Source organism: Streptomyces kaniharaensis (assembly GCF_009569385.1).
Taxonomy (GTDB): Bacteria; Actinomycetota; Actinomycetes; order Streptomycetales; family Streptomycetaceae; genus Kitasatospora; species Kitasatospora kaniharaensis.
Window position 1 is genome coordinate 4,067,931 of sequence record NZ_WBOF01000001.1, and the last position, 20,007, is coordinate 4,087,937.

18 protein-coding genes are annotated in these 20,007 nt (G+C 72.2%); 16 read left to right on the forward strand and 2 right to left on the reverse strand.

Features of this window, described 5'->3' with window-relative positions:
- Positions 1-16 precede the first annotated feature (16 nt).
- Entirely contained in the window at positions 17-1,243 is a 1,227-nt protein-coding gene (gene ftsY, locus F7Q99_RS18345; protein ID WP_153462831.1) for a signal recognition particle-docking protein FtsY, read from the forward strand.
- Positions 1,244-1,363: 120 nt separating this feature from the next.
- Here ftsY and F7Q99_RS18350 read toward each other — a convergent pair whose 3' ends face one another.
- Positions 1,364-2,041: a bifunctional DNA primase/polymerase gene (locus F7Q99_RS18350; protein WP_153462833.1), complete on the reverse strand. Its 678-nt coding sequence runs from the start codon at positions 2,039-2,041 to the stop codon at positions 1,364-1,366.
- 629 nt (positions 2,042-2,670) lie between these two features.
- On the opposite strand from F7Q99_RS18350, the gene nsdA reads away from it, so the two are divergent.
- The 6 genes from nsdA (at position 2,671) to F7Q99_RS18380 (ending at position 11,023) form a co-directional block, all read left to right on the forward strand.
- On the forward strand, positions 2,671-4,125 hold the full coding sequence (gene nsdA, locus F7Q99_RS18355) for a transcriptional repressor NsdA (RefSeq protein ID WP_153462835.1): 1,455 nt from the start codon (positions 2,671-2,673) through the stop codon (positions 4,123-4,125).
- A gap of 289 nt (positions 4,126-4,414) precedes the next feature.
- Positions 4,415-5,779: an ammonium transporter gene (locus F7Q99_RS18360; protein ID WP_153462837.1), complete on the forward strand. Its 1,365-nt coding sequence runs from the start codon at positions 4,415-4,417 to the stop codon at positions 5,777-5,779.
- Positions 5,779-6,117, forward strand: coding sequence for a P-II family nitrogen regulator (locus tag F7Q99_RS18365; RefSeq protein ID WP_153462844.1), 339 nt, complete (start codon positions 5,779-5,781; stop codon positions 6,115-6,117). Before F7Q99_RS18360 ends, F7Q99_RS18365 begins: the two co-directional genes overlap by 1 nt.
- Before the next feature lie 136 nt (positions 6,118-6,253).
- Positions 6,254-8,701, forward strand: coding sequence for a [protein-PII] uridylyltransferase (locus tag F7Q99_RS18370; protein ID WP_153462846.1), 2,448 nt, complete (start codon positions 6,254-6,256; stop codon positions 8,699-8,701).
- A 100-nt stretch (positions 8,702-8,801) separates the two neighbouring features.
- Positions 8,802-10,367 (forward strand): signal recognition particle protein, encoded by a 1,566-nt coding sequence (gene ffh / locus F7Q99_RS18375; protein WP_326847226.1) that lies wholly within the window; start codon positions 8,802-8,804, stop codon positions 10,365-10,367.
- Between the two features lie 110 nt (positions 10,368-10,477).
- Positions 10,478-11,023, forward strand: a complete 546-nt coding sequence (locus F7Q99_RS18380; RefSeq protein WP_153462850.1) for a GNAT family N-acetyltransferase — start codon at positions 10,478-10,480, stop codon at positions 11,021-11,023.
- 129 nt (positions 11,024-11,152) lie between these two features.
- Here the strand turns inward: F7Q99_RS18380 and F7Q99_RS18385 are convergent, their stop codons facing one another.
- Positions 11,153-11,875, reverse strand: coding sequence for a class I SAM-dependent methyltransferase (locus F7Q99_RS18385; protein ID WP_153462852.1), 723 nt, complete (start codon positions 11,873-11,875; stop codon positions 11,153-11,155).
- A gap of 452 nt (positions 11,876-12,327) precedes the next feature.
- On the opposite strand from F7Q99_RS18385, the gene proS reads away from it, so the two are divergent.
- The 9 genes from proS (at position 12,328) to lepB (F7Q99_RS18430) (ending at position 19,991) form a co-directional block, all read left to right on the forward strand.
- On the forward strand, positions 12,328-13,740 hold the full coding sequence (gene proS / locus F7Q99_RS18390; protein ID WP_153462854.1) for a proline--tRNA ligase: 1,413 nt from the start codon (positions 12,328-12,330) through the stop codon (positions 13,738-13,740).
- A gap of 475 nt (positions 13,741-14,215) precedes the next feature.
- Positions 14,216-14,794 carry a hypothetical protein gene (locus F7Q99_RS18395; RefSeq protein WP_280685330.1) on the forward strand — a complete coding sequence of 193 codons (579 nt, stop codon included), beginning with the start codon at positions 14,216-14,218 and terminating at the stop codon, positions 14,792-14,794.
- A gap of 459 nt (positions 14,795-15,253) precedes the next feature.
- Positions 15,254-15,682, forward strand: coding sequence for a 30S ribosomal protein S16 (gene rpsP / locus F7Q99_RS18400; RefSeq protein ID WP_326846828.1), 429 nt, complete (start codon positions 15,254-15,256; stop codon positions 15,680-15,682).
- Positions 15,683-15,684: 2 nt separating this feature from the next.
- Entirely contained in the window at positions 15,685-15,924 is a 240-nt protein-coding gene (locus F7Q99_RS18405; protein WP_188301732.1) for an RNA-binding protein, read from the forward strand.
- A gap of 163 nt (positions 15,925-16,087) precedes the next feature.
- Positions 16,088-16,663, forward strand: a complete 576-nt coding sequence (gene rimM, locus F7Q99_RS18410) for a ribosome maturation factor RimM (RefSeq protein WP_326846829.1) — start codon at positions 16,088-16,090, stop codon at positions 16,661-16,663.
- Positions 16,664-16,788: 125 nt separating this feature from the next.
- Entirely contained in the window at positions 16,789-17,607 is an 819-nt protein-coding gene (gene trmD, locus F7Q99_RS18415) for a tRNA (guanosine(37)-N1)-methyltransferase TrmD (protein WP_153466349.1), read from the forward strand.
- A gap of 154 nt (positions 17,608-17,761) precedes the next feature.
- Positions 17,762-18,112, forward strand: a complete 351-nt coding sequence (gene rplS, locus F7Q99_RS18420; protein ID WP_030306736.1) for a 50S ribosomal protein L19 — start codon at positions 17,762-17,764, stop codon at positions 18,110-18,112.
- A 168-nt stretch (positions 18,113-18,280) separates the two neighbouring features.
- Positions 18,281-19,087, forward strand: a complete 807-nt coding sequence (gene lepB / locus F7Q99_RS18425) for a signal peptidase I (RefSeq protein ID WP_326847227.1) — start codon at positions 18,281-18,283, stop codon at positions 19,085-19,087.
- Positions 19,088-19,145: 58 nt separating this feature from the next.
- Positions 19,146-19,991, forward strand: coding sequence for a signal peptidase I (gene lepB, locus F7Q99_RS18430; protein WP_326846830.1), 846 nt, complete (start codon positions 19,146-19,148; stop codon positions 19,989-19,991).
- The last annotated feature ends 16 nt before the right edge of the window (positions 19,992-20,007 follow it).

Consider the following 20,007-nt stretch of genomic DNA (forward strand, 5'->3'; position numbering starts at 1 on the left):
GGATACTGGAGCGGTTATGGAATACGTGATTCTTGCCGTAGTCATCGCCGTGATCGTCCTCGCTGCGATCGCGGGCCTCGTCGTTTCCGGCAGACGACGCCAGCAACTGCCCCCGAAGTCGCAGGCGCCGGTCATCACGGCGCCGCCGACCACCCCGCGCGAGCCCCAGGTCGGCGAGGAGGCCGCGCCGCCGACCGAGGAGCCCCGGCGCACCGTCGAGGAGGTGGCGCTTCCCGAGGCTCCCGAGGTCTCCGAGGCGGTCGAGGCCGTCGAGGTCGAGGCCGTCGAGGCCGAGGTGGCGCCCGCCATCGAGGTCCCCGAGCCCACCGCCGGCCGGCTGGTCAGGCTGCGCTCCCGGCTCTCCCGCTCGCAGACCTCGCTCGGCAAGGGCCTGCTCTCGCTGCTCTCCCGCGAGCACCTGGACGAGGACACCTGGGAGGAGATCGAGGACACCCTCCTGACCGCCGACGTCGGCGTCACCCCCACCCAGGAGCTGGTCGAGCGGCTGCGCACCCGGGTGAAGGTGCTCGGCACCCGCACCCCCGAGGAGCTCCGCACGCTGCTGCGCGAGGAACTGGTCGAGCTGATCGGCAAGGACTCCGACCGCACCGTCCGCTCCACCAAGCACGAGGAGGGCCCGGCGGTGGTCCTGGTCGTCGGCGTCAACGGCGTCGGCAAGACCACCACGACCGGCAAGCTGGCCCGCGTCCTGGTCGCCGACGGCCGCAAGGTGGTGCTCGGCGCGGCCGACACCTTCCGCGCCGCCGCCGCGGACCAGCTCCAGACCTGGGGCGAGCGGGTCGGCGCGCGGACCGTGCGCGGCCCCGAGGGCGGCGACCCGGCCTCGGTCGCCTTCGACGCGGTCAAGGAGGGCATCGCCGAGAACGCCGACACCGTGCTGGTGGACACCGCCGGCCGGCTGCACACCAAGACCGGCCTGATGGACGAGCTGGGCAAGGTCAAGCGGGTCGTCGAGAAGCACGGTCCGGTGGACGAGGTACTGCTGGTGCTGGACGCCACCACCGGCCAGAACGGCCTGGTCCAGGCCAGGGTGTTCGCCGAGGTGGTCGACATCACCGGCATCGTGCTGACCAAGCTGGACGGCACCGCCAAGGGCGGCATCGTCGTCGCGGTCCAGCGCGAGCTGGGCGTGCCGGTCAAGCTGATCGGTCTCGGCGAGGGCGCGGACGACCTGGCGCCGTTCGAGCCGGGTGCGTTCGTGGACGCGCTGATCGGGGACTGAGTCTCCCGGTCTCCCCGTCGGGTGAAGGGTCCGCTCCGCGAGGGGCGGGCCCTTCGCGTATGGCCAAGCCTGAGCGCGTGTGGCCGTCCCGGGCGTGTGGACGTCCCGAGCCGAAGCGGCTCAGGAGGCCAGCCAGGCCGGTTCGGCGGTGCGCTCCCGGCTGCGGTGGCAGGCGTAGGCGAGGGTGCCGAGCAGCAGCCGGGCCTCGGGCGGGCAGCCGGCGTTGTCGCGGGTGGGGCGGCGCAGCCAGCGGACCGGGCCGAGGCCGGCGAGCACGGTGGGCGGGGCGGCGACGTAGCCGCCCTCGCCGTGGCAGGTCAGGTCCAGTGCAGCGTCGTCCCAGCCCATCCGGTACAGCAGGTCGGGCAGCCGGCGGGCGGTGCCGGCGGCGACCAGGAACTGCAGCCGGCCGGTGGGCGTGGCCAGCACCGGGCCGACCTGGGTGCCCATCCGCTCCAGCCGGACCAGTGCCTGGAGGCCGGCCTGCTCGGGGACGTCCAGGACGTCGAACGCGCGGCCGGTGGGGAACAGGACGGAGCCCTCGGCGTCGGCGGTGCGGCCCGCGCCGCGGCCGCCGGGCACCGGGTGCAGACCGGGGGCGGCGCAGCGGGCGGAGCCGCAGTGGCACGGGGCCGTGGCGGAGCCGGTACCGGCCGGGCCGCCGACGACGACCGCCCAGCCCCAGCGGCCGGTGTACTCCGCGGCGGCCCGGGACGCGGTGACCTTGGTGCGGCGGCGTGCGCCCCGCGGTGCCAGCCGCAGGTACCCCAGTCGAAGTTCGCCGAACAGGTTGTCCATGCCTCCCCCAACAGGTTCTCGTTGCCGATGGTTACGGGATCGTGACTTTGTGTTGATTGTCCGTTGCGTTGTGCGTGGTGCGGTGGCGGCGCGCAGCGCGTGGCGTGCGCCTGTTGTGGTGGCGTGCCTCGGGCGCCGCCTTGTGGCGGCTGTGCCGATGCAGGATCGTCGTTGTGCGCGAGGCGGCCGTCGACCAGGTCGACGGCGAACTCGCCGGTGACTGTGGTGGTTGCCGGGGACTGGCGGGGTTGCGCGCGGGCTTGGCGGCTCGCATATGCCGGACCGTCGCGACGTACTCAGTGAAGCGTGTGCCCCCTGGCTTCGGTTCACTCCTGGGGGTGGCGAAAGGTGGCGTTTCGCCAGGGGCGCTCCCACGGCCGCCGCGCGGGGCACTACGTTCAGCACGCGGACGTCGCCGGGGAGTCGGCTTCGGGCCGTCGGAGCAGGGGGAGTTGAAGGATGTGACACCCCGTCCGCGACGATGGCACGCCAGTACGACACGGCGGTACGGAAGCAGCACCAACGAGCAGCAGCACCACGAGCACCACAGGCACGTCGGCAAGAGCCCGCAACCGTCGGGCGGTCACGATCGGGGCCCCGCAGGGGCCGGGCGGGATGGGGACGTTCCCATGGCAGAGAAGCAACCCAACGAGAAGCTGACCACGTGGTTCGTCCGCAGCGGCTGGTCCAAGGGGGAGTTGGCCCGGCAGGTCAACCGCCGGGCCCGGCAGATCGGCGCCCACCACGTCTCCACCGACACCTCCCGCGTGCGCCGCTGGCTCGACGGCGAGCAGCCCCGCGAGCCGATCCCGAAGATCATGTCGGAGCTGTTCTCCGAGCGCTTCGGCTCCGTCGTCTCGGTCGAGGACCTCGGGCTGCGCGCCGCGATCCCGGTCTCCACCGTCGGCGGCGGCATCGACCTGCCGTGGAGCGCGCCGCAGACCGTCCAGCTGATCAGCGACTACTCCCGCAGCGACCTGATGCTCAACCGGCGCGGCTTCCTCGGCACCTCGCTCGCCCTGACCGCGGGCGCCGCGCTGATCGAGCCGATGCAGCGCTGGCTCGCCCCCGGCCCGACCGGCGTCCCCACCCCCATCCTCACCGCGGCCAACGGCGGCGAGGCGTTCACCGGCCGGCTCTCCGAGCCCGAGCTCGAACTGCTGGAGCAGACCACGGTCATGTTCCGCCAGTGGGACGCGCAGAACGGTGGCGGGCTGCGCCGCAAGGCCGTCGTCGGCCAGCTGCACGAGGTCACCGACCTGCTCCAGGAGACGTACAACGAGCACACCACCAAGCGGCTGTTCCGGCTCACCGCCGAACTCGCCCACCTGGCCGGCTGGATGTCCTACGACGTCGGCATGCACCCGAGCGCGCAGAAGTACTACGTTCTGGCGCTGCATGCCGCCAAGGAGGCCGGCGACCGCCCGTTCGGCGCGCTGATCCTCACCGACATGAGCCGCCAGATGATCCACCTCAACCGGGGCGAGGACGCCCTGGAGCTGATCCACCTCGCGCAGTACGGCAGCCGCGACACCGCCACCCCGCGCCAGCAGTCCCTGCTGTACGCGATGGAGGCGCGCGCCTACGCCACCATCGGCGAGGTGAACCGCTGCGCCCGGGCGATCCGGCTGGCCGAGGACACCTTCACCGACATCCGCGAGGGGGACGGGGACCCGGACTGGCTGAAGTTCTTCTCCCCGGCCGAGCTGAACGCCGAGAACGCGCACTCCTACCGCGACCTCGCCTACCACTCCGACAACGCCGAGCTGTACGCCTCGATGTCCGCGCCGGTCATGGAGCGCGCGGTGGACCTGTTCCGCCGGGACGGCGACCACGTGCGCTCGTACGCCTTCAACCTGATCGGCATGGCCAGCGTGCACCTGCTGCAGAAGGAGGCGGAGCAGGCCGTGGTGATGGCCGAGCAGGCGGTGGACATCGCCGCCAAGGTCCGCTCGGAGCGGCTGAACTCCCGGGTGCGCAAGACCACGGAGGCCGCGGCGGCCCGGTTCCGGGGCGTGGACGCCGTCGCCCGGCTGAAGGAAAGGGTCGTCCAGGACATCCCGGAGTACGTCTCGGTGGTCTGACGCCCCGGCTACGCGCCCCTCGACCGACCGTGCCGGCCGCCGCCGCCACGGCCGGTGGCCGTTGCGGCACCCCGGGTGGCGTGCGGCGGCACGGTAGCCCATCCGGGGGCTCGGCAGGGCCGCGGTTCACGCAGGTGTAACCCGCACGTCGCACGCGTCACGACCGCGAAACAACCGGCCGCACTGGCCGAAACCAGCCTTCGGCACTCTCCTCTTCATCGCCGACACCCCGGGTGGCACGGGACAGGTACCCGGGTGGTGGAGCGGCTTTCACGCAGAGGAGACGCCGATGCCGGACGGCTTCAGCGCGGGCGACACCGCCTTCGTGCTCATCAGTGCGGCCCTGGTCATGGTGATGACCCCGGGCCTGGCCTTCTTCTACGGGGGCATGGTCAGGGCCAAGAGCACACTGAACATGCTGGCGATGAGCTTCCTCTCGCTCGGCATCGTCAGCGTGCTCTGGGTCCTCTACGGGTACTCGCTCAGCTTCGGGCCCGACGCGGGCGCCGGTCTGATCGGCAACCTCGACTTCCTCGGGATGCGCGGCATCGGCCTGAACGACCTGACCGGCTCGATCCCGGTCACCGCCTTCTCCGCCTTCCAGCTGATGTTCGCGATCATCACCCCGGCGCTCATCAGCGGCGCCATCGCGGACCGCGCCAAGTTCGCGGCCTGGGGCCTGTTCGTCGCGCTCTGGGTGACCATCGTCTACTTCCCGGTCGCGCACTGGGTGTTCTTCGTCGACGGCGGCAACGGCGGCTGGCTGGGCGACCGCAACGGCGTGATCGACTTCGCCGGCGGAACGGCCGTGCACATCAACGCCGGTGTGGCGGGCCTCGCGCTCTGCCTGGTGCTGGGCAAGCGGGTCGGCTTCAAGAAGGACCCGATGCGCCCGCACAGCCTGCCGCTGGTGATGCTCGGCTCCGGCCTGCTGTGGTTCGGCTGGTTCGGCTTCAACGCCGGCTCGGCACTGGCCGCCAACGGCGTCGCCGCGATGGCCGTCGTCAACACCCAGGTGGCGACCGCCGCCGCGCTGGTCGGCTGGCTCATCTTCGAGAAGCTGAAGCACGGTGCCTTCACCACCCTGGGCGCCGCCTCCGGCGCGGTGGCCGGCCTGGTCGCCATCACCCCGGCCTGCGGCTCGGTCAGCCCGCTCGGCGCCGTGGCGATCGGCCTGATCGCGGGTGCGGTCTGCGCCGCCGCCGTCAGCCTCAAGTACCGCTTCGGCTTCGACGACTCGCTCGACGTGGTCGGCGTGCACGCGGTCGGCGGTGCGATCGGCTCGCTGCTGATCGGCCTGTTCGCCACCGGCGGGGTCGGCCAGACCGCCAAGGGCCTGTTCTACGGCGGCGGCCTGGACCAGCTCGGCAAGCAGGCGATGGGCGTGGCGGTGGTCGCGGTGTACTCCTTCGTCCTCTCCTGGCTGCTGGCCAAGGCGATCGACAAGACGGTCGGCTTCCGGGTCGCCGAGGATGTCGAGGTGGCCGGCATCGACCAGGCCGAACACGCCGAGTCCGCCTACGATTTCAGCGCGGTGGGCGCCGGTCTGGCCCGGGCCCTCCTGGCCCCGGCCGCCAGCGCTCCGGCCACCGCCGAGCCCGTTGCCACCAGGACCGCCGAGAAGGCGGCCGAGAAGACCGAGGTCGACGCCTGATGAAGCTCATCACCGCAGTGATCAAGCCGTACCGCCTGGACGAGGTCAAGGCCGCCCTGCAGTCCTTCGGGGTGCACGGCCTGACCGTCACCGAGGCCAGCGGATACGGCCGCCAGCGCGGCCACACCGAGGTCTACCGCGGCGCCGAGTACACCGTGGACCTCGTGCCGAAGATCAGAATCGAGGTCCTGGTCGAGGACGACGACGCCGACGAGCTGATCAACGTCCTGGTGAAGGCCGCCCGGACCGGCAAGATCGGCGACGGCAAGGTGTGGAGCATCCCGGTCGACACCGCCGTCCGGGTCCGCACCGGCGAGCGCGGGCCGGACGCCCTCTGAGCTCGTTCCGACGCACCGCAGGCGGGCCTGCGATCCCCAGGGGTCGCAGGTCCGCCGGCGGCGTATCGGCGCCCGGCCGCCCGCCCGCGGACCACCGGCGCCACCCCGCTCAACCGCACGACGGACGGGACCCCGCATGACCACCGAGACCAGTCCTTCCGACCACGGCGCCGCCCGGGCCGCGCTGCTCGCCGCCCCCGGTCCGGGCGGCCGCACCCGTCGCACCGCACTCGCCGACCTCACCGACGACTGGCTGGCCGGCCTGCTCACGGCCGCCGGCGCCCCCGCCGGAGTCGCTCTGGTCGCCGTCGGCGGTTACGGGCGCGGCGAACTGGCCCCGCGTAGCGATCTCGACGTCCTGCTGCTGCACGACGGACCGCTCGACCGGGACCTGCCCGAGCGGATCTGGTACCCGGTCTGGGACTCGGGCGCCGCGCTCGACCACTCGGTGCGCACCGTCGCCGAGGCGCGGGCCGTCGCCGCCGCCGACCTCAAGGCCCAGCTCGGCCTGCTGGACGCCCGCCACATCGCCGGGGACGCGTCGCTCACCGCGGCACTGCGCTCGGCCGTCCTCGCCGACTGGCGGGCGAGCGCCCCCGCCCGGCTGCCCGAACTGCGCGAGCTCGGCCGTGAGCGGGCCGAGCGGCACGGCGAGCTGTCCTTCCTGCTGGAACCCGACCTCAAGGAAGCCCGCGGCGGCCTGCGCGACGTCGTCGCGCTCAACGCCGTCGCCGCGACCTGGCTCGCCGACGCCCCGCGGGACGGCCTCGATGCCGCCGCGCTGCGGCTCGCCGACGTCCGTGACGCACTGCACCTGGCCACCGGCCGGGCCACCGAGCGGCTGAGCCTCCAGGACCAGGACCAGGTCGCCGAACGGCTCGGCGTGCTGGACGCCGACGCCCTGTTGCGCCAGGTGTACGAGGCCGCGCGGACCATCGCCTACGCCAGCGACGTCACCTGGCGGGCCGTGGACCGGGTGCTCGCCGCCCGGGCCGGCCGGGGCCGCCGGGTGGGCCGGCTGGCGTTTCCGTTCGGAGGCACCTTCACCGGCGCCGGGCGCGGCGCGGGCGCGGTGGCCCGCGGCGCGGTCGAGCGCCGCCCGCTCGCCGAGGGCGTGGTCGAGCAGGACGGCGAGGCGGTGCTCGCCCAGGGCGCCCGCCCGGCCGCCGACCCGGTGCTGCCGCTGCGCGCCGCCGCCGCCGCCGCGCAGAACGGGCTGACCGTCTCTTACGCGACGGTGCGCCGGCTGGCCGCGGAGTGCCGTCCGCTGCCGGTGCCCTGGCCGGACGAGGCGCGCGAGCAGCTGGTCACCTTGCTCGGCGCGGGCGAGGCGGGCATCCCGGTGTGGGAGGCGCTGGAGGCTGAGGGCCTGGTCACGCGGCTGCTGCCGGACTGGGAGCGGGTCCGCTGCCGCCCGCAGCGCAACGCCGTGCACCGCTGGACGGTGGACCGGCACCTGGTGGAGACGGCGGTGCGGGCCGCCGCGATGACCCGCCGGGTGGCCCGGCCCGACCTGCTCCTGGTCGCCGCGCTGCTGCACGACATCGGCAAGGGCTGGCCCGGCGACCACAGCGAGGCCGGCGAGGTGATCGTCCGGGACGTCGCCGTCCGGATGGGCTTCGACCCGGAGGACACCGAGACCCTGGCGGTGCTGGTCCGCCACCACCTGACCCTGATCGACACCGCCACCCGGCGCGACCCGGACGACCCGGCCACCGTCGAGGCGATCACCAAGGTGGTCACCACGCTGCCGCGGCTGGAGCTGCTGCACGCGCTCACCGAGGCCGACGCGCTGGCTACCGGCCCGGCCGCGTGGAGCGGCTGGCGGGCCTCGCTGGTGGACGGCCTGGTGGCCCGGGCCGCCGCCCAGCTGGCCGGCGGCCCGGCGGCCCCGGCCGAGGCGGCACCGACGGCCGAGCAGGAACGGCTCGCGATCGAGGCCGCCCGGAGCGGTGGTCCGGCGCTCGCGCTGACGGCCCAGACCGGCGCGGCGGATCCGAGCGCCGAGCCGGGCGCCGAGCCGATGGGCGTCGAGCTGACGCTGGCCGTCCCGGACCAGCCGGGGCTGCTCGGCACGGTCGCCGGGGTGCTCGCGCTGCACCGGCTGGCCGTCCGTTCGGCGAGTCTGCGCGAGCTGGACCCGATCGGCGCGGGGCCGGTGCTGCTGCTGTGCTGGCGGGTGGCCGCCGAGTTCGGCGAGCTGCCGGAGGCCGCCCGGCTGCGGGCCGACGTGCGGCGGGCGCTGGACGGCTCGCTGGACGTCGCGCGCCGGCTCGCCGAGCGGGACGCCGCCGCCCCGCGCCGCCGGGGCATCCCCACCCCGCCGCCGCTGGTCGCGGTCGCGCCCGCGGTGGCCTCGGCGACCGCGACCGTGCTGGAGGTCCGCGCGCACGACGCCCCCGGGCTGCTGCACCGGATCGGCCGGGCGCTGGACGAGTCCGGGGTCCGGGTGCGCACCGCGCACGTCTCCACGCTCGGCGCGGACGCCGTCGACTCCTTCTACCTGACCGACGCGGAGGGCCGCCCGCTCGCCGCCCAGCGGGCCGGGGAGGTGGCGGCGGCGGTCCGGGCGGCGCTCGGCTGAGCGGCGGTGACGGCGGGGGTGGAGACCAACCCGGGACGGCCGGATACCCTTGGGGGCGACGACCGTACCGATACCGATGCCGCAGAGGACCCGCGACGACGTGTTCGACACCCTTTCCGATCGCCTCGCAGCGACGTTCAAGAACCTTCGTGGCAAGGGCCGCCTCAGCGAGGCGGACATCGACGCCACCGCCCGCGAGATCCGCATCGCGCTGCTGGAGGCGGACGTCGCGCTGCCGGTCGTCCGGGCCTTCATCAAGCAGGTCAAGGAGCGGGCGCTCGGCGTCGAGGTCTCGGGCGCGCTGAACCCCGCGCAGCAGATCATCAAGATCGTCAACGAGGAACTGATCACGATCCTCGGTGGCGAGACCCGTCGGGTGAAGTTCGCCAAGAACGGCCCGACGGTGATCATGCTCGCCGGTCTGCAGGGTGCCGGTAAGACCACCCTCGCCGGCAAGCTCGGGTACTGGCTGAAGAAGCAGAAGCACACCCCGCTGCTGGTCGCCTGCGACCTCCAGCGCCCCAACGCCGTCAACCAGCTCCAGGTCGTCGCCGACCGGGCCGGCGTGGCCTTCTACGGCCCGCAGCCGGGCAACGGCGTCGGCGACCCGGTGCAGGTCGCCAAGGACTCGATCGAGTACGCCCGGCAGAAGCAGTACGACGTCGTCATCGTCGACACCGCCGGCCGTCTCGGCATCGACGCCGAGCTGATGCAGCAGGCCGCGGACATCCGTGCCGCGGTCAACCCGGACGAGGTCCTGTTCGTCGTCGACGCGATGATCGGCCAGGACGCGGTCACCACCGCGCAGGCCTTCCTCGACGGCGTCGACTTCACCGGTGTCGTACTCTCCAAGCTCGACGGCGACGCCCGCGGTGGTGCCGCACTGTCGGTCGCGCACGTCACCGGCCGGCAGATCATGTTCGCCTCGAACGGTGAGAAGGTCGACGACTTCGACGCCTTCCACCCGGAGCGGATGGCCTCGCGCATCCTCGGCATGGGTGACCTCCTCACGCTGATCGAGAAGGCCGAGGACACCTTCTCGAAGGCCGAGGCCGAGAAGATCGCCGCCAAGCTGCGCGGCGGCCCGAAGGCGTTCACCCTGGACGACTTCCTGTCGCAGCTGGAGCAGGTCCAGAAGATGGGCTCGATCTCCAAGCTGCTCGGCATGCTGCCCGGGATGGGCCAGATCCGCGAGCAGATCAACAACATCGACGACAAGGACGTCAACCGCGTCGGCGCGATCATCAAGTCGATGACCCCGGCCGAGCGCGCCGAGCCGGAGCTGATCAACGGCTCCCGCCGGGCGCGTATCGCCAAGGGTTCGGGCGTCCAGGTCGGCGAGGTCAAGAACCTGGTCGAGCGGTTCTTCGACGCCCGCAAGATGATGTCCGCGATGGCCTCCGGCAAGGGCATGCCCGGCATGCCGGGGATCCCGGGCATGGGCGGCGGCGCGAAGAAGTCCGCCAAGAAGGCCCCGCAGGCGAAGGGCAAGCGAAAGAGCGGCAACCCGCTGAAGCGCGCACAGGAGGAGGCCGCGGCCGCCCAGCGTCGCGCGCTCGGCGCGGGCGGCGGCGAGGCGCCGGCCGACGGCGGCGCGTTCGGCCTCGGCGCGGGCAAGGGGCCGGCCGACTTCGAGCTGCCGAAGGAGTTCAAGGACCTGCTGTAGGTCCTGCCGTGGATCTGTAGGCAGTGCTACAGGTCGTCGCTCGGCGCGTGGTCGGCCCGTCGTCCGGATTCTCCGGGCGGCGGGCCGATCGCATGTCCGATGATGCTGCCATGTCTGATGATGTTGGCGTGCGAGTGATGATCAGGGCCCCGCGGGCCGAGGACGAGGTTGCGTACGCCGAGGCGGTCCGACGGTCCGCCGATCACATCGGGCGGTGGAACCCGGTCGAGCCGGACGGGCTGCCGGAGCTGCTGGAGCGCCAGGGAGCGGGCCTGCGCACGTTCCTGATCGTCGATCGGGAGACCGACGGGCTGGTCGGCAAGGTGAACGTCGCCAACATCGTGATGGGACGTTTCTGCAACGCCGCCCTCGGCTACGACTCGTACCTGCCGTTCGCCGGCACCGGGCGGATGACCGAGGGCCTGCGGCTGGTGCTGGACCGCTGCTTCGCCCCGCAGACGGCGGGCGGGCTGGGCCTGCACCGGCTGGAGATCAACGTGCAGCCGGACAACGAGCGGTCGATCGCGCTGGCGAAGCGGCTGGGCTTCCGGCACGAGGGCTTCACCCCGCGGATGCTGTTCCTGCAGGGCGCCTGGCGGGACCACGAGCGGTTCGCACTGACCGCGGAGGAGTGGCCGGGCTCGGGGGCGGCGTAGCAGCCTGCCAGAGGGCCGCCAGGGGCCCTGCCGGGGGTCTGTCGGGCGCTGCGCCGGACTCCCGACCAGTCCCCTGGCGGCCCGAGGGCGTTCCGCCGCCGTCTCCGTCGTTCGGAACCGCGGGGCAGCTCAGCGCGGCCGTTCGGCTCGGCGAGGCCGCTCGGCGATCAGATAGCGGAAGACGTTCTCCATCCGGACCGAGCCGTCCGCGCGCAGATACGGCTGCAACACCTCCTCCAGTTCCTTGGCCACCAGCGGGGCGCCGGAGAAGTCCTCGGCGCCATCGAACAGGCCGGTGGAGAGCAGCCCGCGCACCGCGCTGTCCAGGTCCGGGTAGGCGAACGGGCAGCTCACCCGCCCGCTGCCGGCCGGGCGCAGGCCGGCCGCGGCGATCAGGTCCTCCAGGGCGCCCGGTGCGCTCAGCTCGAACGGGTCGCGCGCGGTGGTGCGGCCGGCCATCCGGCGGGCCACGTCCAGCACCGCGGCGCTCTCGCAGCGCTCCTGCGGGCCCCAGGCGGCCACCACCACGTGCCCGCCGGGCAGGGTGAGACGGGCCGCCTCGGCGACGACCGGGCGTGGCTCCGCAGACCCGGGGAGCTGCTCGAAAACGGTCACCAGCGAATGGGCCGAGCGGGGGACGGCGGTGGCCGGGCGGGCCCCCGCGCACACCCGGAGCCGACGGCCGCGGGCCAGCTCGCGCAGCTCGTCCCGCGGCTCCTGTCCGGCGACCTGGGCACCCCGCCCGGCCGCGAGCAGCAGGGCCAGTCCGGACCGGCAGCCCAGGCCCAGCACGCTGCTCGCCGGACCGACCTCCAGCCGGTCGTAGACCGCCTCGTAGAGCGGTACCAGCATGCGTTCCTGGATCTCCGCCCAGTCGCGCGCCCGCGCGGGCCGCGCGCCGCCGGGCTGAGGGTGGTGCGACCGTACGCCTGTTGGTCGTACGGTCGTGCCGGTCGTCCGAGCTGAAGCCATCACGGCCTCCCATCCGGTCCTTCGGTGTGCTGCTACGGCTCCCCCAAAGTCCCGCCCCACTCCAGCGAACAGCGGCTCGGGCGCGGCGTCCAGAGGGGTGCAGGGTGGTGTGCGCGTGTCTCGGTCGTGCGCCCCCTGCTGCCGGCGGGAGCCGTCCCCCTGCTGCGGGCGGGACCCGTCGTCCGGATGGGGGCGGGGGCGGTCCACTTGGACGGGGCCTGGAGTCGGGGCCGGATGGGGCGGGAACCGTCCAGGGCCGGACCGTTCTGCCACCGGCCACAGGTGTGATACCGATTCGAAGTCAGGGGGCCGCTCCCCGTACCATTCGGGCCATGGCTAAGGCACCCGTTCTCACCCCTCAGGCGGAAGACTTCCCGCGCTGGTACCAGGACCTCATCAACAAGGCCGAGCTGGCCGACAACGGTCCGGTGCGCGGCACCATGGTCATCCGACCGTACGGCTACGGCCTGTGGGAGCGGATGCAGCAGGAGATGGACGCGCGGATCAAGAAGGCCGGCGCGCAGAACGCCTACTTCCCGATGTTCATCCCGCAGTCCTACCTGACCAAGGAGGCCGAGCACGTCGAGGGCTTCGCCCCCGAGCTCGCGGTGGTCACCCACGGCGGCGGCAAGCAGCTGGAGGAGCCGGTCGTCGTCCGGCCCACCTCCGAGACGATCATCAACGAGTACTTCTCGAAGTGGGTGCAGAGCCACCGCGACCTGCCCCTGCTGATCAACCAGTGGGCCAACGTCGTCCGTTGGGAGCTGCGCCCGCGCGTCTTCCTGCGCACCACCGAGTTCCTCTGGCAGGAGGGCCACACCGCCCACGCCACCTACGAGGACGCCCGCGACTACGCCGCGATGATCCACACCCAGGTCTACGGCGACTTCATGACCAACGTGCTCGGCATCGACGTCGTGCTCGGCCGCAAGACCGCCAAGGAGCGCTTCGCCGGCGCCATCAACACCCTCACCCTGGAGGGCATGATGGGCGACGGCAAGGCGCTGCAGATGGGCACCAGCCACGAGCTGGGCCAGAACTTCGCCAAGGCGTTCAACACCACGTACCAGCTCCAGGGCGCCGAGCGCGAGCACGTCTGGCAGACCTCCTGGGGCGTCTCGACGCGCATGGTGGGCGGCCTGATCATGTCCCACGGCGACGACAACGGCCTGCGGGTGCCCCCGCGCCTGGCCGCCGTCCAGGCCGTCGTCCTCGCCATCAAGGGCGACGACGCGGTGATCGCCAAGGTCCGCGAGATCGGCGCCCGGCTGGAGGCCGTCGGCATCCGGGTGGTCGTCGACGATCGCACCGACACCCCGTTCGGCCGCCGCGCCGTCGACTGGGAGCTCAAGGGCGTGCCGTTGCGTATCGAGGTCGGCCCGCGCGACCTGGAGAACGGCACCGCGATGCTGGCCCGCCGCATCCCGGGCGGCAAGGAGCCGGTCTCCATCGACGCCCTGGCCGACCTGCTCCCGGGCATCCTGGAGGAAGACCAGGCGCTGCTGCTGCGCCAGTCCCGCGAGCGCCGCGAGGCCCGCACGGTCGACGTCAAGACCCTCGACGAGGCCGTCGAGGCCGCCGCCACCGGCTGGGGCCGGATCGCCTGGGCCGACCTCGGCCCGGAGGGCGAGGCCAAGCTGGCCGAGCAGGGCGTCACGGTGCGCTGCATCGTCGCCGCCGACGGTTCGGTGCCGCAGGCGGACGACCAGGAAGGCAATATCGCGATCGTCGCGCGGTCGTACTGATAGCGATCCGCGAGCGTACTGATAGCGACCAACCACTGATACCTGAAGCCTGATGCCTGATGTCGGGCACCGGTATGGCTACCGGGCTACCAGTAGGTAATGACCGTTACCGGCGAGATTTGCCCGGAATGCGGGTGGTAAGAATCCGGTAACTCTGGCAGGACGGTCCGGACTCGCAACATCCCTACTGGCCGGTCAACTGCCGGTATTAACGGAATAGCGGTACCGTGTACGGCCCGTGGCCCTGTCAAACTCGACAGGACCACGGGCCGTACGTCCTGGGGCGACAGCCCGCCTTCGGACGAATTCACCAGGCCCGCCGAGCGGCGCGGGCCGAAACCGGCAGGGGGTTGGTCTTGCGTCAGATCCGGAACGCGCAATTCGCGCGCGACCATGCATTCCTGAGAGTTCCCTGGGAATTCCCCGGGAACCGGAACGCGCGGAACATCGGCTCGCACTCCATCGTTGGTCTAGCGTGAGCACGACACAGCCCCTCGTCCTCGCGGCCGAACTGGCCGCCGCCTGGAGCGACATCCAGGCCCATCACCAGGACCTCCCCGACCTGGCCTCGCCCGAGGCCCTGATCGGCGAGTCCTCCTCGGCCTGTGGCACGCGGCTCGGTTTCGAGCGGCTCCTCCACGAGGCTGCCCACGGTCTGGCCGCGGCCCGGGACATCCGGGACACCTCGCGGGCCGGCCGCTACCACAACCGGCGCTTCCTGATGCTCGCCTCCGAGCTCGGCCTGGCGCACCCGGTCGAGCCGCACGCGAGCAGCGGCTTCTCCCAGGTGACCATGCTCAAGGAGACGCAGGAGCGGTACGCCGAGACCATCGAGCGCCTGGACCGCGCCCTCGGCGCGCACCAGGAGGCGGTGGCCGGCGACGGTGCGACGCGCGCCTTCCGCGGCCCGGCCGCCCGGCACGGCTCCTCTGGGGGCGGCGTCCGGGTCAAGGCGGTCTGCGGCTGCGGGCGGAACGTCCGGGTCGTGCCGTCGGTGCTCGCGCAGGCGTCCATCGTCTGCGGCGCGTGCCAGCAGCCGTTCAAGATCGCGTAACCGGGAGACCGGGGGTATCCGGGAACGCCCGGGAATACCCGGTTGCACCCGGGGGCGATCGGCAACGACCGGCCGGTGGCTGTGCGGGCAGCTGATTCGGCCGGGAGCACGATGAACGAGTCGGTGGGCTGACCGGGAGCGGGGGCTCCCGGTCCGGCCCTGGACGTGGTGGGTCCGCGGCTTCCTCCGTGGCAGTGACCCTTGGCCCTGTCTCGCGACTCTGTGCCGTGGCTCTGTGCCGTGGCTCTGCCCCGTGGCGCTGCCCCGTGGCGCTGCCCCGAGGCTCATAGCCGGGTGAAGGCGGTTCGCGCCGGTATGGCAGAATGGACAGCTGAGTACTCGGCAGCCGAGCAGGACCCCTCTCTCCTACGGCTGGCGTGTCCCATGACCGGCCCGCTCCGCAACCCCACGCGATGGCGAGGCTGCTCACCCACGTCAACACCAGGAGAATCCACTCCCGTGGCAGTCAAGATCAAGCTCAAGCGTCTCGGCAAGATTCGCTCCCCGCACTACCGCATCGTCGTCGCCGACGCCCGCACCAAGCGTGACGGTCGCGCGATCGAGGAGATCGGCATCTACCAGCCGACCTACAACCCCTCGAAGATCGAGGTCGACAGCGACCGTGCCCAGTACTGGCTGTCCGTCGGCGCCCAGCCGACCGAGCCGGTGCTCGCCATCCTCAAGCTGACCGGCGACTGGCAGAAGTTCAAGGGCCTGCCGGCCCCGGCGCCGCTGAAGGTCGCCGAGCCGAAGGTCGAGGACTACTCGCACCTGTTCGCCAAGGCCGTCGCCGGCTTCGAGGACGCCACCACTGGTGTCGCCATCACCCCGAAGGCCAAGAAGTCGGACAAGGCCGAGGCTGAGGCCGACGCCGCCGCCGAGGCCTGATCGTGATCGAGGACGCCCTCGACCACCTGGTGAAGGGCATCGTCGAGCACCCCGACGACGTGCAGGTGCGCTCGCGCAACCTGCGTCGGGGCAACACCATCGAGGTGCGCGTACACCCCGATGACCTCGGCAAGGTGATCGGCCGGGGCGGCCGTACGGCGCGCGCGCTGCGCACCGTGGTCGGCGCCCTGGGCGGTCGCAACGTCCGGGTCGACCTGGTCGACGTGGACAACATTCGCTGACGCAGCTGCTCGTTCAGCCGTCAGGGCTTGGGGCCGACCGGGACGCCATGCGTCCCGGTCGGCCTTTTTCGCATCGCCTCTTTCACATTCAGTCTTCGCAATCCGCCTTCTCAATCCGTCTTCGCATCCCGTTTCGCTCAGGAACTCCAGGAGAACGATCACCGTGCAGCTCGTCGTCGGCAGGATCGGCCGCGCCCACGGCATCAGGGGGGACGTCAGCGTCGAGGTCCGCACCGACGAGCCGGAGCTCCGGCTCGGCCCGGGTGCCGTCCTGCTCACCGACCCCGCGTCGACCGGCCCGCTGACCGTCGAGTCCGGCCGGGTGCACAGCGGGCGGCTGCTGCTGCGCTTCGCCGGCGTCAAGGACCGCAATGCGGCGGAGGCGCTCCGGGGCACCCTGCTGATCTCCGAGGTCGACCCGGACGAGCGCCCCGAGGACCCGGAGGAGTACTACGACCACCAGCTGATCGGTCTGGACGTGGTGCTGCTCGACGGCACCCTGGTCGGCGAGCTGACCGAGGTCGTCCACCTGCCGTACCAGGACCTGCTCACCGTGAAGAAGTCCGACGGGACGGAGGTGCTGGTGCCCTTCGTCAGCCAGATCGTGCCGACCATCGACCTGGAGAACCAGCGCGCCGTGATCACCCCGCCGGCCGGGCTGATCGACCTCGAGCAGGCCGAGGTCGCCCGCAGCGCGTCCGCCGAGGCGGACGCGGCGGACGAGGAGGACTCCGAGTGACCGTCGAGGAGACTGCCGAGACCGCGCAGCCCGTCGAGGGTGCACAGACCGTCGAGGGTGCACAGACCGTCGAGGGCGTGAAGACCGCCGAGGACGTGCGGAGCGTTGAAGGCGTGCAGAGCGGGATGCGGATCGATGTCGTCACGATCTTCCCGGAGTACCTGGAGCCGCTGAACATCTCGCTGGTCGGCAAGGCCCGCGCCCGCGGCCAGCTGGACGTGCACGTCCACGACCTGCGCGAGTGGACGTACGACGTGCACCGGACGGTGGACGACAGCCCGTACGGTGGCGGCCCCGGCATGGTGATGAAGCCCGAGCCGTGGGGCGAGGCCCTGGACGCGGTGGTCGCCGGCGGGCCCGAGGGTGAGGTGCCCACGCTGGTGGTGCCCACCCCCAGTGGGCGCCCGTTCACCCAGGAATTGGCCCAGGAGCTGGCCGGCCGCCCCTGGCTGGCGTTCACCCCCGCCCGGTACGAGGGCATCGACCGGCGGGTGATCGAGGAGGCGGCCACCCGGATGCCGGTGGTCGAGGCCTCGATCGGCGACTACGTGCTGGCCGGCGGCGAGGTCGCGGTGCTGGTGATGGTCGAGGCGATCGCCCGGCTGCTGCCCGGTGTGCTCGGCAACGCCGAATCCCACCGGGACGACTCCTTCGCCCCCGGCGCGATGGCCGACCTGCTGGAGGGCCCGGTCTACACCAAGCCCGCCGAGTGGCGCGGTCGGACCGTGCCGGACGTCCTGCTCAGTGGCAACCACGGCCGGATCGCGCGCTGGCGTCGGGAGCAGGCCTTCGCCCGCACGCTGGCGAACCGGCCCGACCTGGTGGAGCGTTGGCAGTACGGCGCCTTCGACAAGAAGGACCGGGAGGCGCTCTCCATCCTCGGCCTGGCCTGGGACGAGCAACTCGGCCGATTTCTGTCCGTGGCCGACGATGTGGAAGAATAGGCCGCTGCTGTCTGTCGCTGGGCTCCTTCCCTAGGGGTCACGTGGACCGGCGCCCCCGCCACGGGGGGATCGCCGTCAGCCGATGCGGCCCGCAGCAGACCCCATTGTGACGAACTTCCGTGGGCGGCCCGTGGCGCCTGCGATGGAGAGCAACATGAGCAACAAGCTCGCTGCTGTCGACGCGGCCTCGCTGCGTAGCGACATCCCGGCCTTCCGTGCCGGTGACACCCTGAAGGTTCACGTCCGGGTCATCGAGGGCAACCGCTCCCGTGTCCAGGTCTTCCAGGGCGTCGTCATCCGCCGCCACGGTGCGGGCATCGGTGAGACCTTCACCGTCCGCAAGGTCAGCTTCAACGTCGGCGTGGAGCGCACCTTCCCGGTGCACACCCCGGTCGTCGAGAAGATCGAGGTCGTGACCCGCGGTGCGGTTCGCCGCGCCAAGCTGTACTACCTGCGTGACCTCCGCGGCAAGGCCGCGAAGATCAAGGAGAAGCGCGACCGCTGATCCGCCGGCCCCGGCCTCGCCGGGGATCGGAGCGCTCTCGGGGGCGCCGCTGCCACACGGTAAGCTCAGCCCCCGATGAGCACGCATGAACCACCCGCGGACCGCGACGGCAGTCCCGCACCCACCGGTGCGGGCGCGCTGTCGCGGTCCGCGGTCCTTTCCGGGGGTATGCCGCAAGGTGCTCCGGACGGCGATCGGGGTTCCGCGCCGGAGGGTGATCGGGAGGCCGAGTCCGAGCCCGCTGCGGAGGCCAGCGCTGAGTCTGCGTCCGAGACCGCCCCGGACAACGAGGAGCCGGGCCGGTCCCACTCGCGCGACCTCCTGCTGCTGGCCGGTATCTGTCTGCTCAGCCTGCTCCTGGTGAACGCCTTCGTGGCGCGCCCGTTCGCAGTGCCGTCCGGGTCGATGGAGGACACCCTGCGCCCGGGGGACCGGCTGATCGCGAACAAGCTGGCCTACACCTTCGGCGGCCACCCTCAGCGCGGCGACGTCGTGGTCTTCGACGGGACGGGCTCCTTCCTGCCGGAGCCGGACGAGCCGGCCGGGTTCTGGGACGGGCTGCGATCGCTCGGCCGGGACCTCGGGCTGGCCCCTGCCGGGAACACGGTCTACGTCAAGCGCGTGATCGGTGTCGGCGGTGACCGGGTTACCAGCACCGGCTCCGGCGGGCGGATCACCGTCAATGGGGTGCCGATCGACGAGTCCTCCTACCTGGCTCCGGGGGACGAGCCGTCGAGCGTGGCCTTCGACGTGGTGGTGCCGGTCGGCAAGCTGTGGGTGATGGGGGACCACCGCGGCGCCTCCCGCGACTCGCGCGATCACCTCGGTGAGCCCGGCGGCGGTTTCGTGCCCGAGAGCAGGGTGATCGGACGGGCGGACTGGGTGGTTTACCCGATCGCGCACTGGACCACCGTGGACCGGCCTTCGGCCTTCGCCGCGACAGCGGGGACGGGTGGTCATGGGGACCAGAGGTAGAGGCCGGCTGGCCGACCGCCCGGCCCCGGATCAGGCGGAGTCGGTTGCGCCGGCACCAGTGCGCGGCCGGGCCGAGCGTCGTCGCACCGCCCGGCGGGCGGCCCGCCGTCGCAGGCGTTCGCTGCTACGCGAGTTCCCCCTGATCATCCTGGTCGCGCTGCTTGTGGCGCTGGTGCTGAAGACCTTCGTGATCCAGGTGTTCGTGATTCCCTCGGGCTCGATGGAGCAGACCATTCAGGTCGGGGACCGGGTACTGGTGGACAAGTTCACCCCCTGGTTCGGCAGCGAGCCGCAGCGCGGCGAGGTCGTGGTTTTCAAGGACCCGGGCGGCTGGCTGGAGAACGATCGCAAGCCGTCCAACGACGGTCCGATCCTGAGCGGGGCCAAGCAGGTTCTCACCTTCGTCGGGCTGCTGCCGTCCGACAGCGAGCAGGATCTGATCAAGCGGGTCATCGGTGTCGGCGGGGACACCGTGGAGTGCTGCGACGCGCAGGGACGGCTCAGCGTCAACGGCACCCCGGTGAACGAGCCGTACCTCTCGCCCGGGAACCCGCCGTCCCGGCAACCCTTCAAGGTGAAGGTGCCGCAAGGGCGGCTCTGGGTCATGGGCGACCACCGTGACGTGTCCGCCGACTCCCGCTTCCACATGGGGAATCCGGGGCAGGGCACGATCCCCCTGAGCGGCGTGGTCGGCCGGGCCTTCGTGATCGCCTGGCCGCTGGACCGCTTCCATCAACTTGACGTGCCGAGTTCACTCTCCTCGTTGGCACGTGCTCCGCAGAGCAGCGGAGCCGCGCCGAATTCGGTGGCCGTTGGGCCGGTTCCCACGGAACCTCCGCTCGTTATGGGGGTGTTGGGCATCCTTCCGCTCGTCGTTCGCAGGCCGGGCCGGCTTCCGGAGTAGGTCTCACCGACCGCCG

Bases quoted from the DNA above. Each gene is read 5' to 3' on its own strand.
- lepB (WP_326847227.1), top strand. From the start codon at position 18,281: ATGCCGCAAGGTGCTCCGGACGGCGATCGGGGTTCCGCGCCGGAGGGT.
- F7Q99_RS18365 (WP_153462844.1), top strand. From the start codon at position 5,779: ATGAAGCTCATCACCGCAGTGATCAAGCCGTACCGCCTGGACGAGGTC.
- F7Q99_RS18350 (WP_153462833.1), bottom strand. From the start codon at position 2,041: ATGGACAACCTGTTCGGCGAACTTCGACTGGGGTACCTGCGGCTGGCA.
- F7Q99_RS18385 (WP_153462852.1), bottom strand. From the start codon at position 11,875: ATGCTGGTACCGCTCTACGAGGCGGTCTACGACCGGCTGGAGGTCGGT.
- rplS (WP_030306736.1), top strand. From the start codon at position 17,762: ATGAGCAACAAGCTCGCTGCTGTCGACGCGGCCTCGCTGCGTAGCGAC.
- ftsY (WP_153462831.1), top strand. From the start codon at position 17: ATGGAATACGTGATTCTTGCCGTAGTCATCGCCGTGATCGTCCTCGCT.
- F7Q99_RS18360 (WP_153462837.1), top strand. From the start codon at position 4,415: ATGCCGGACGGCTTCAGCGCGGGCGACACCGCCTTCGTGCTCATCAGT.
- F7Q99_RS18380 (WP_153462850.1), top strand. From the start codon at position 10,478: ATGTCTGATGATGTTGGCGTGCGAGTGATGATCAGGGCCCCGCGGGCC.
- nsdA (WP_153462835.1), top strand. From the start codon at position 2,671: ATGGCAGAGAAGCAACCCAACGAGAAGCTGACCACGTGGTTCGTCCGC.
- proS (WP_153462854.1), top strand. From the start codon at position 12,328: ATGGCTAAGGCACCCGTTCTCACCCCTCAGGCGGAAGACTTCCCGCGC.
- trmD (WP_153466349.1), top strand. From the start codon at position 16,789: ATGCGGATCGATGTCGTCACGATCTTCCCGGAGTACCTGGAGCCGCTG.
- F7Q99_RS18370 (WP_153462846.1), top strand. From the start codon at position 6,254: ATGACCACCGAGACCAGTCCTTCCGACCACGGCGCCGCCCGGGCCGCG.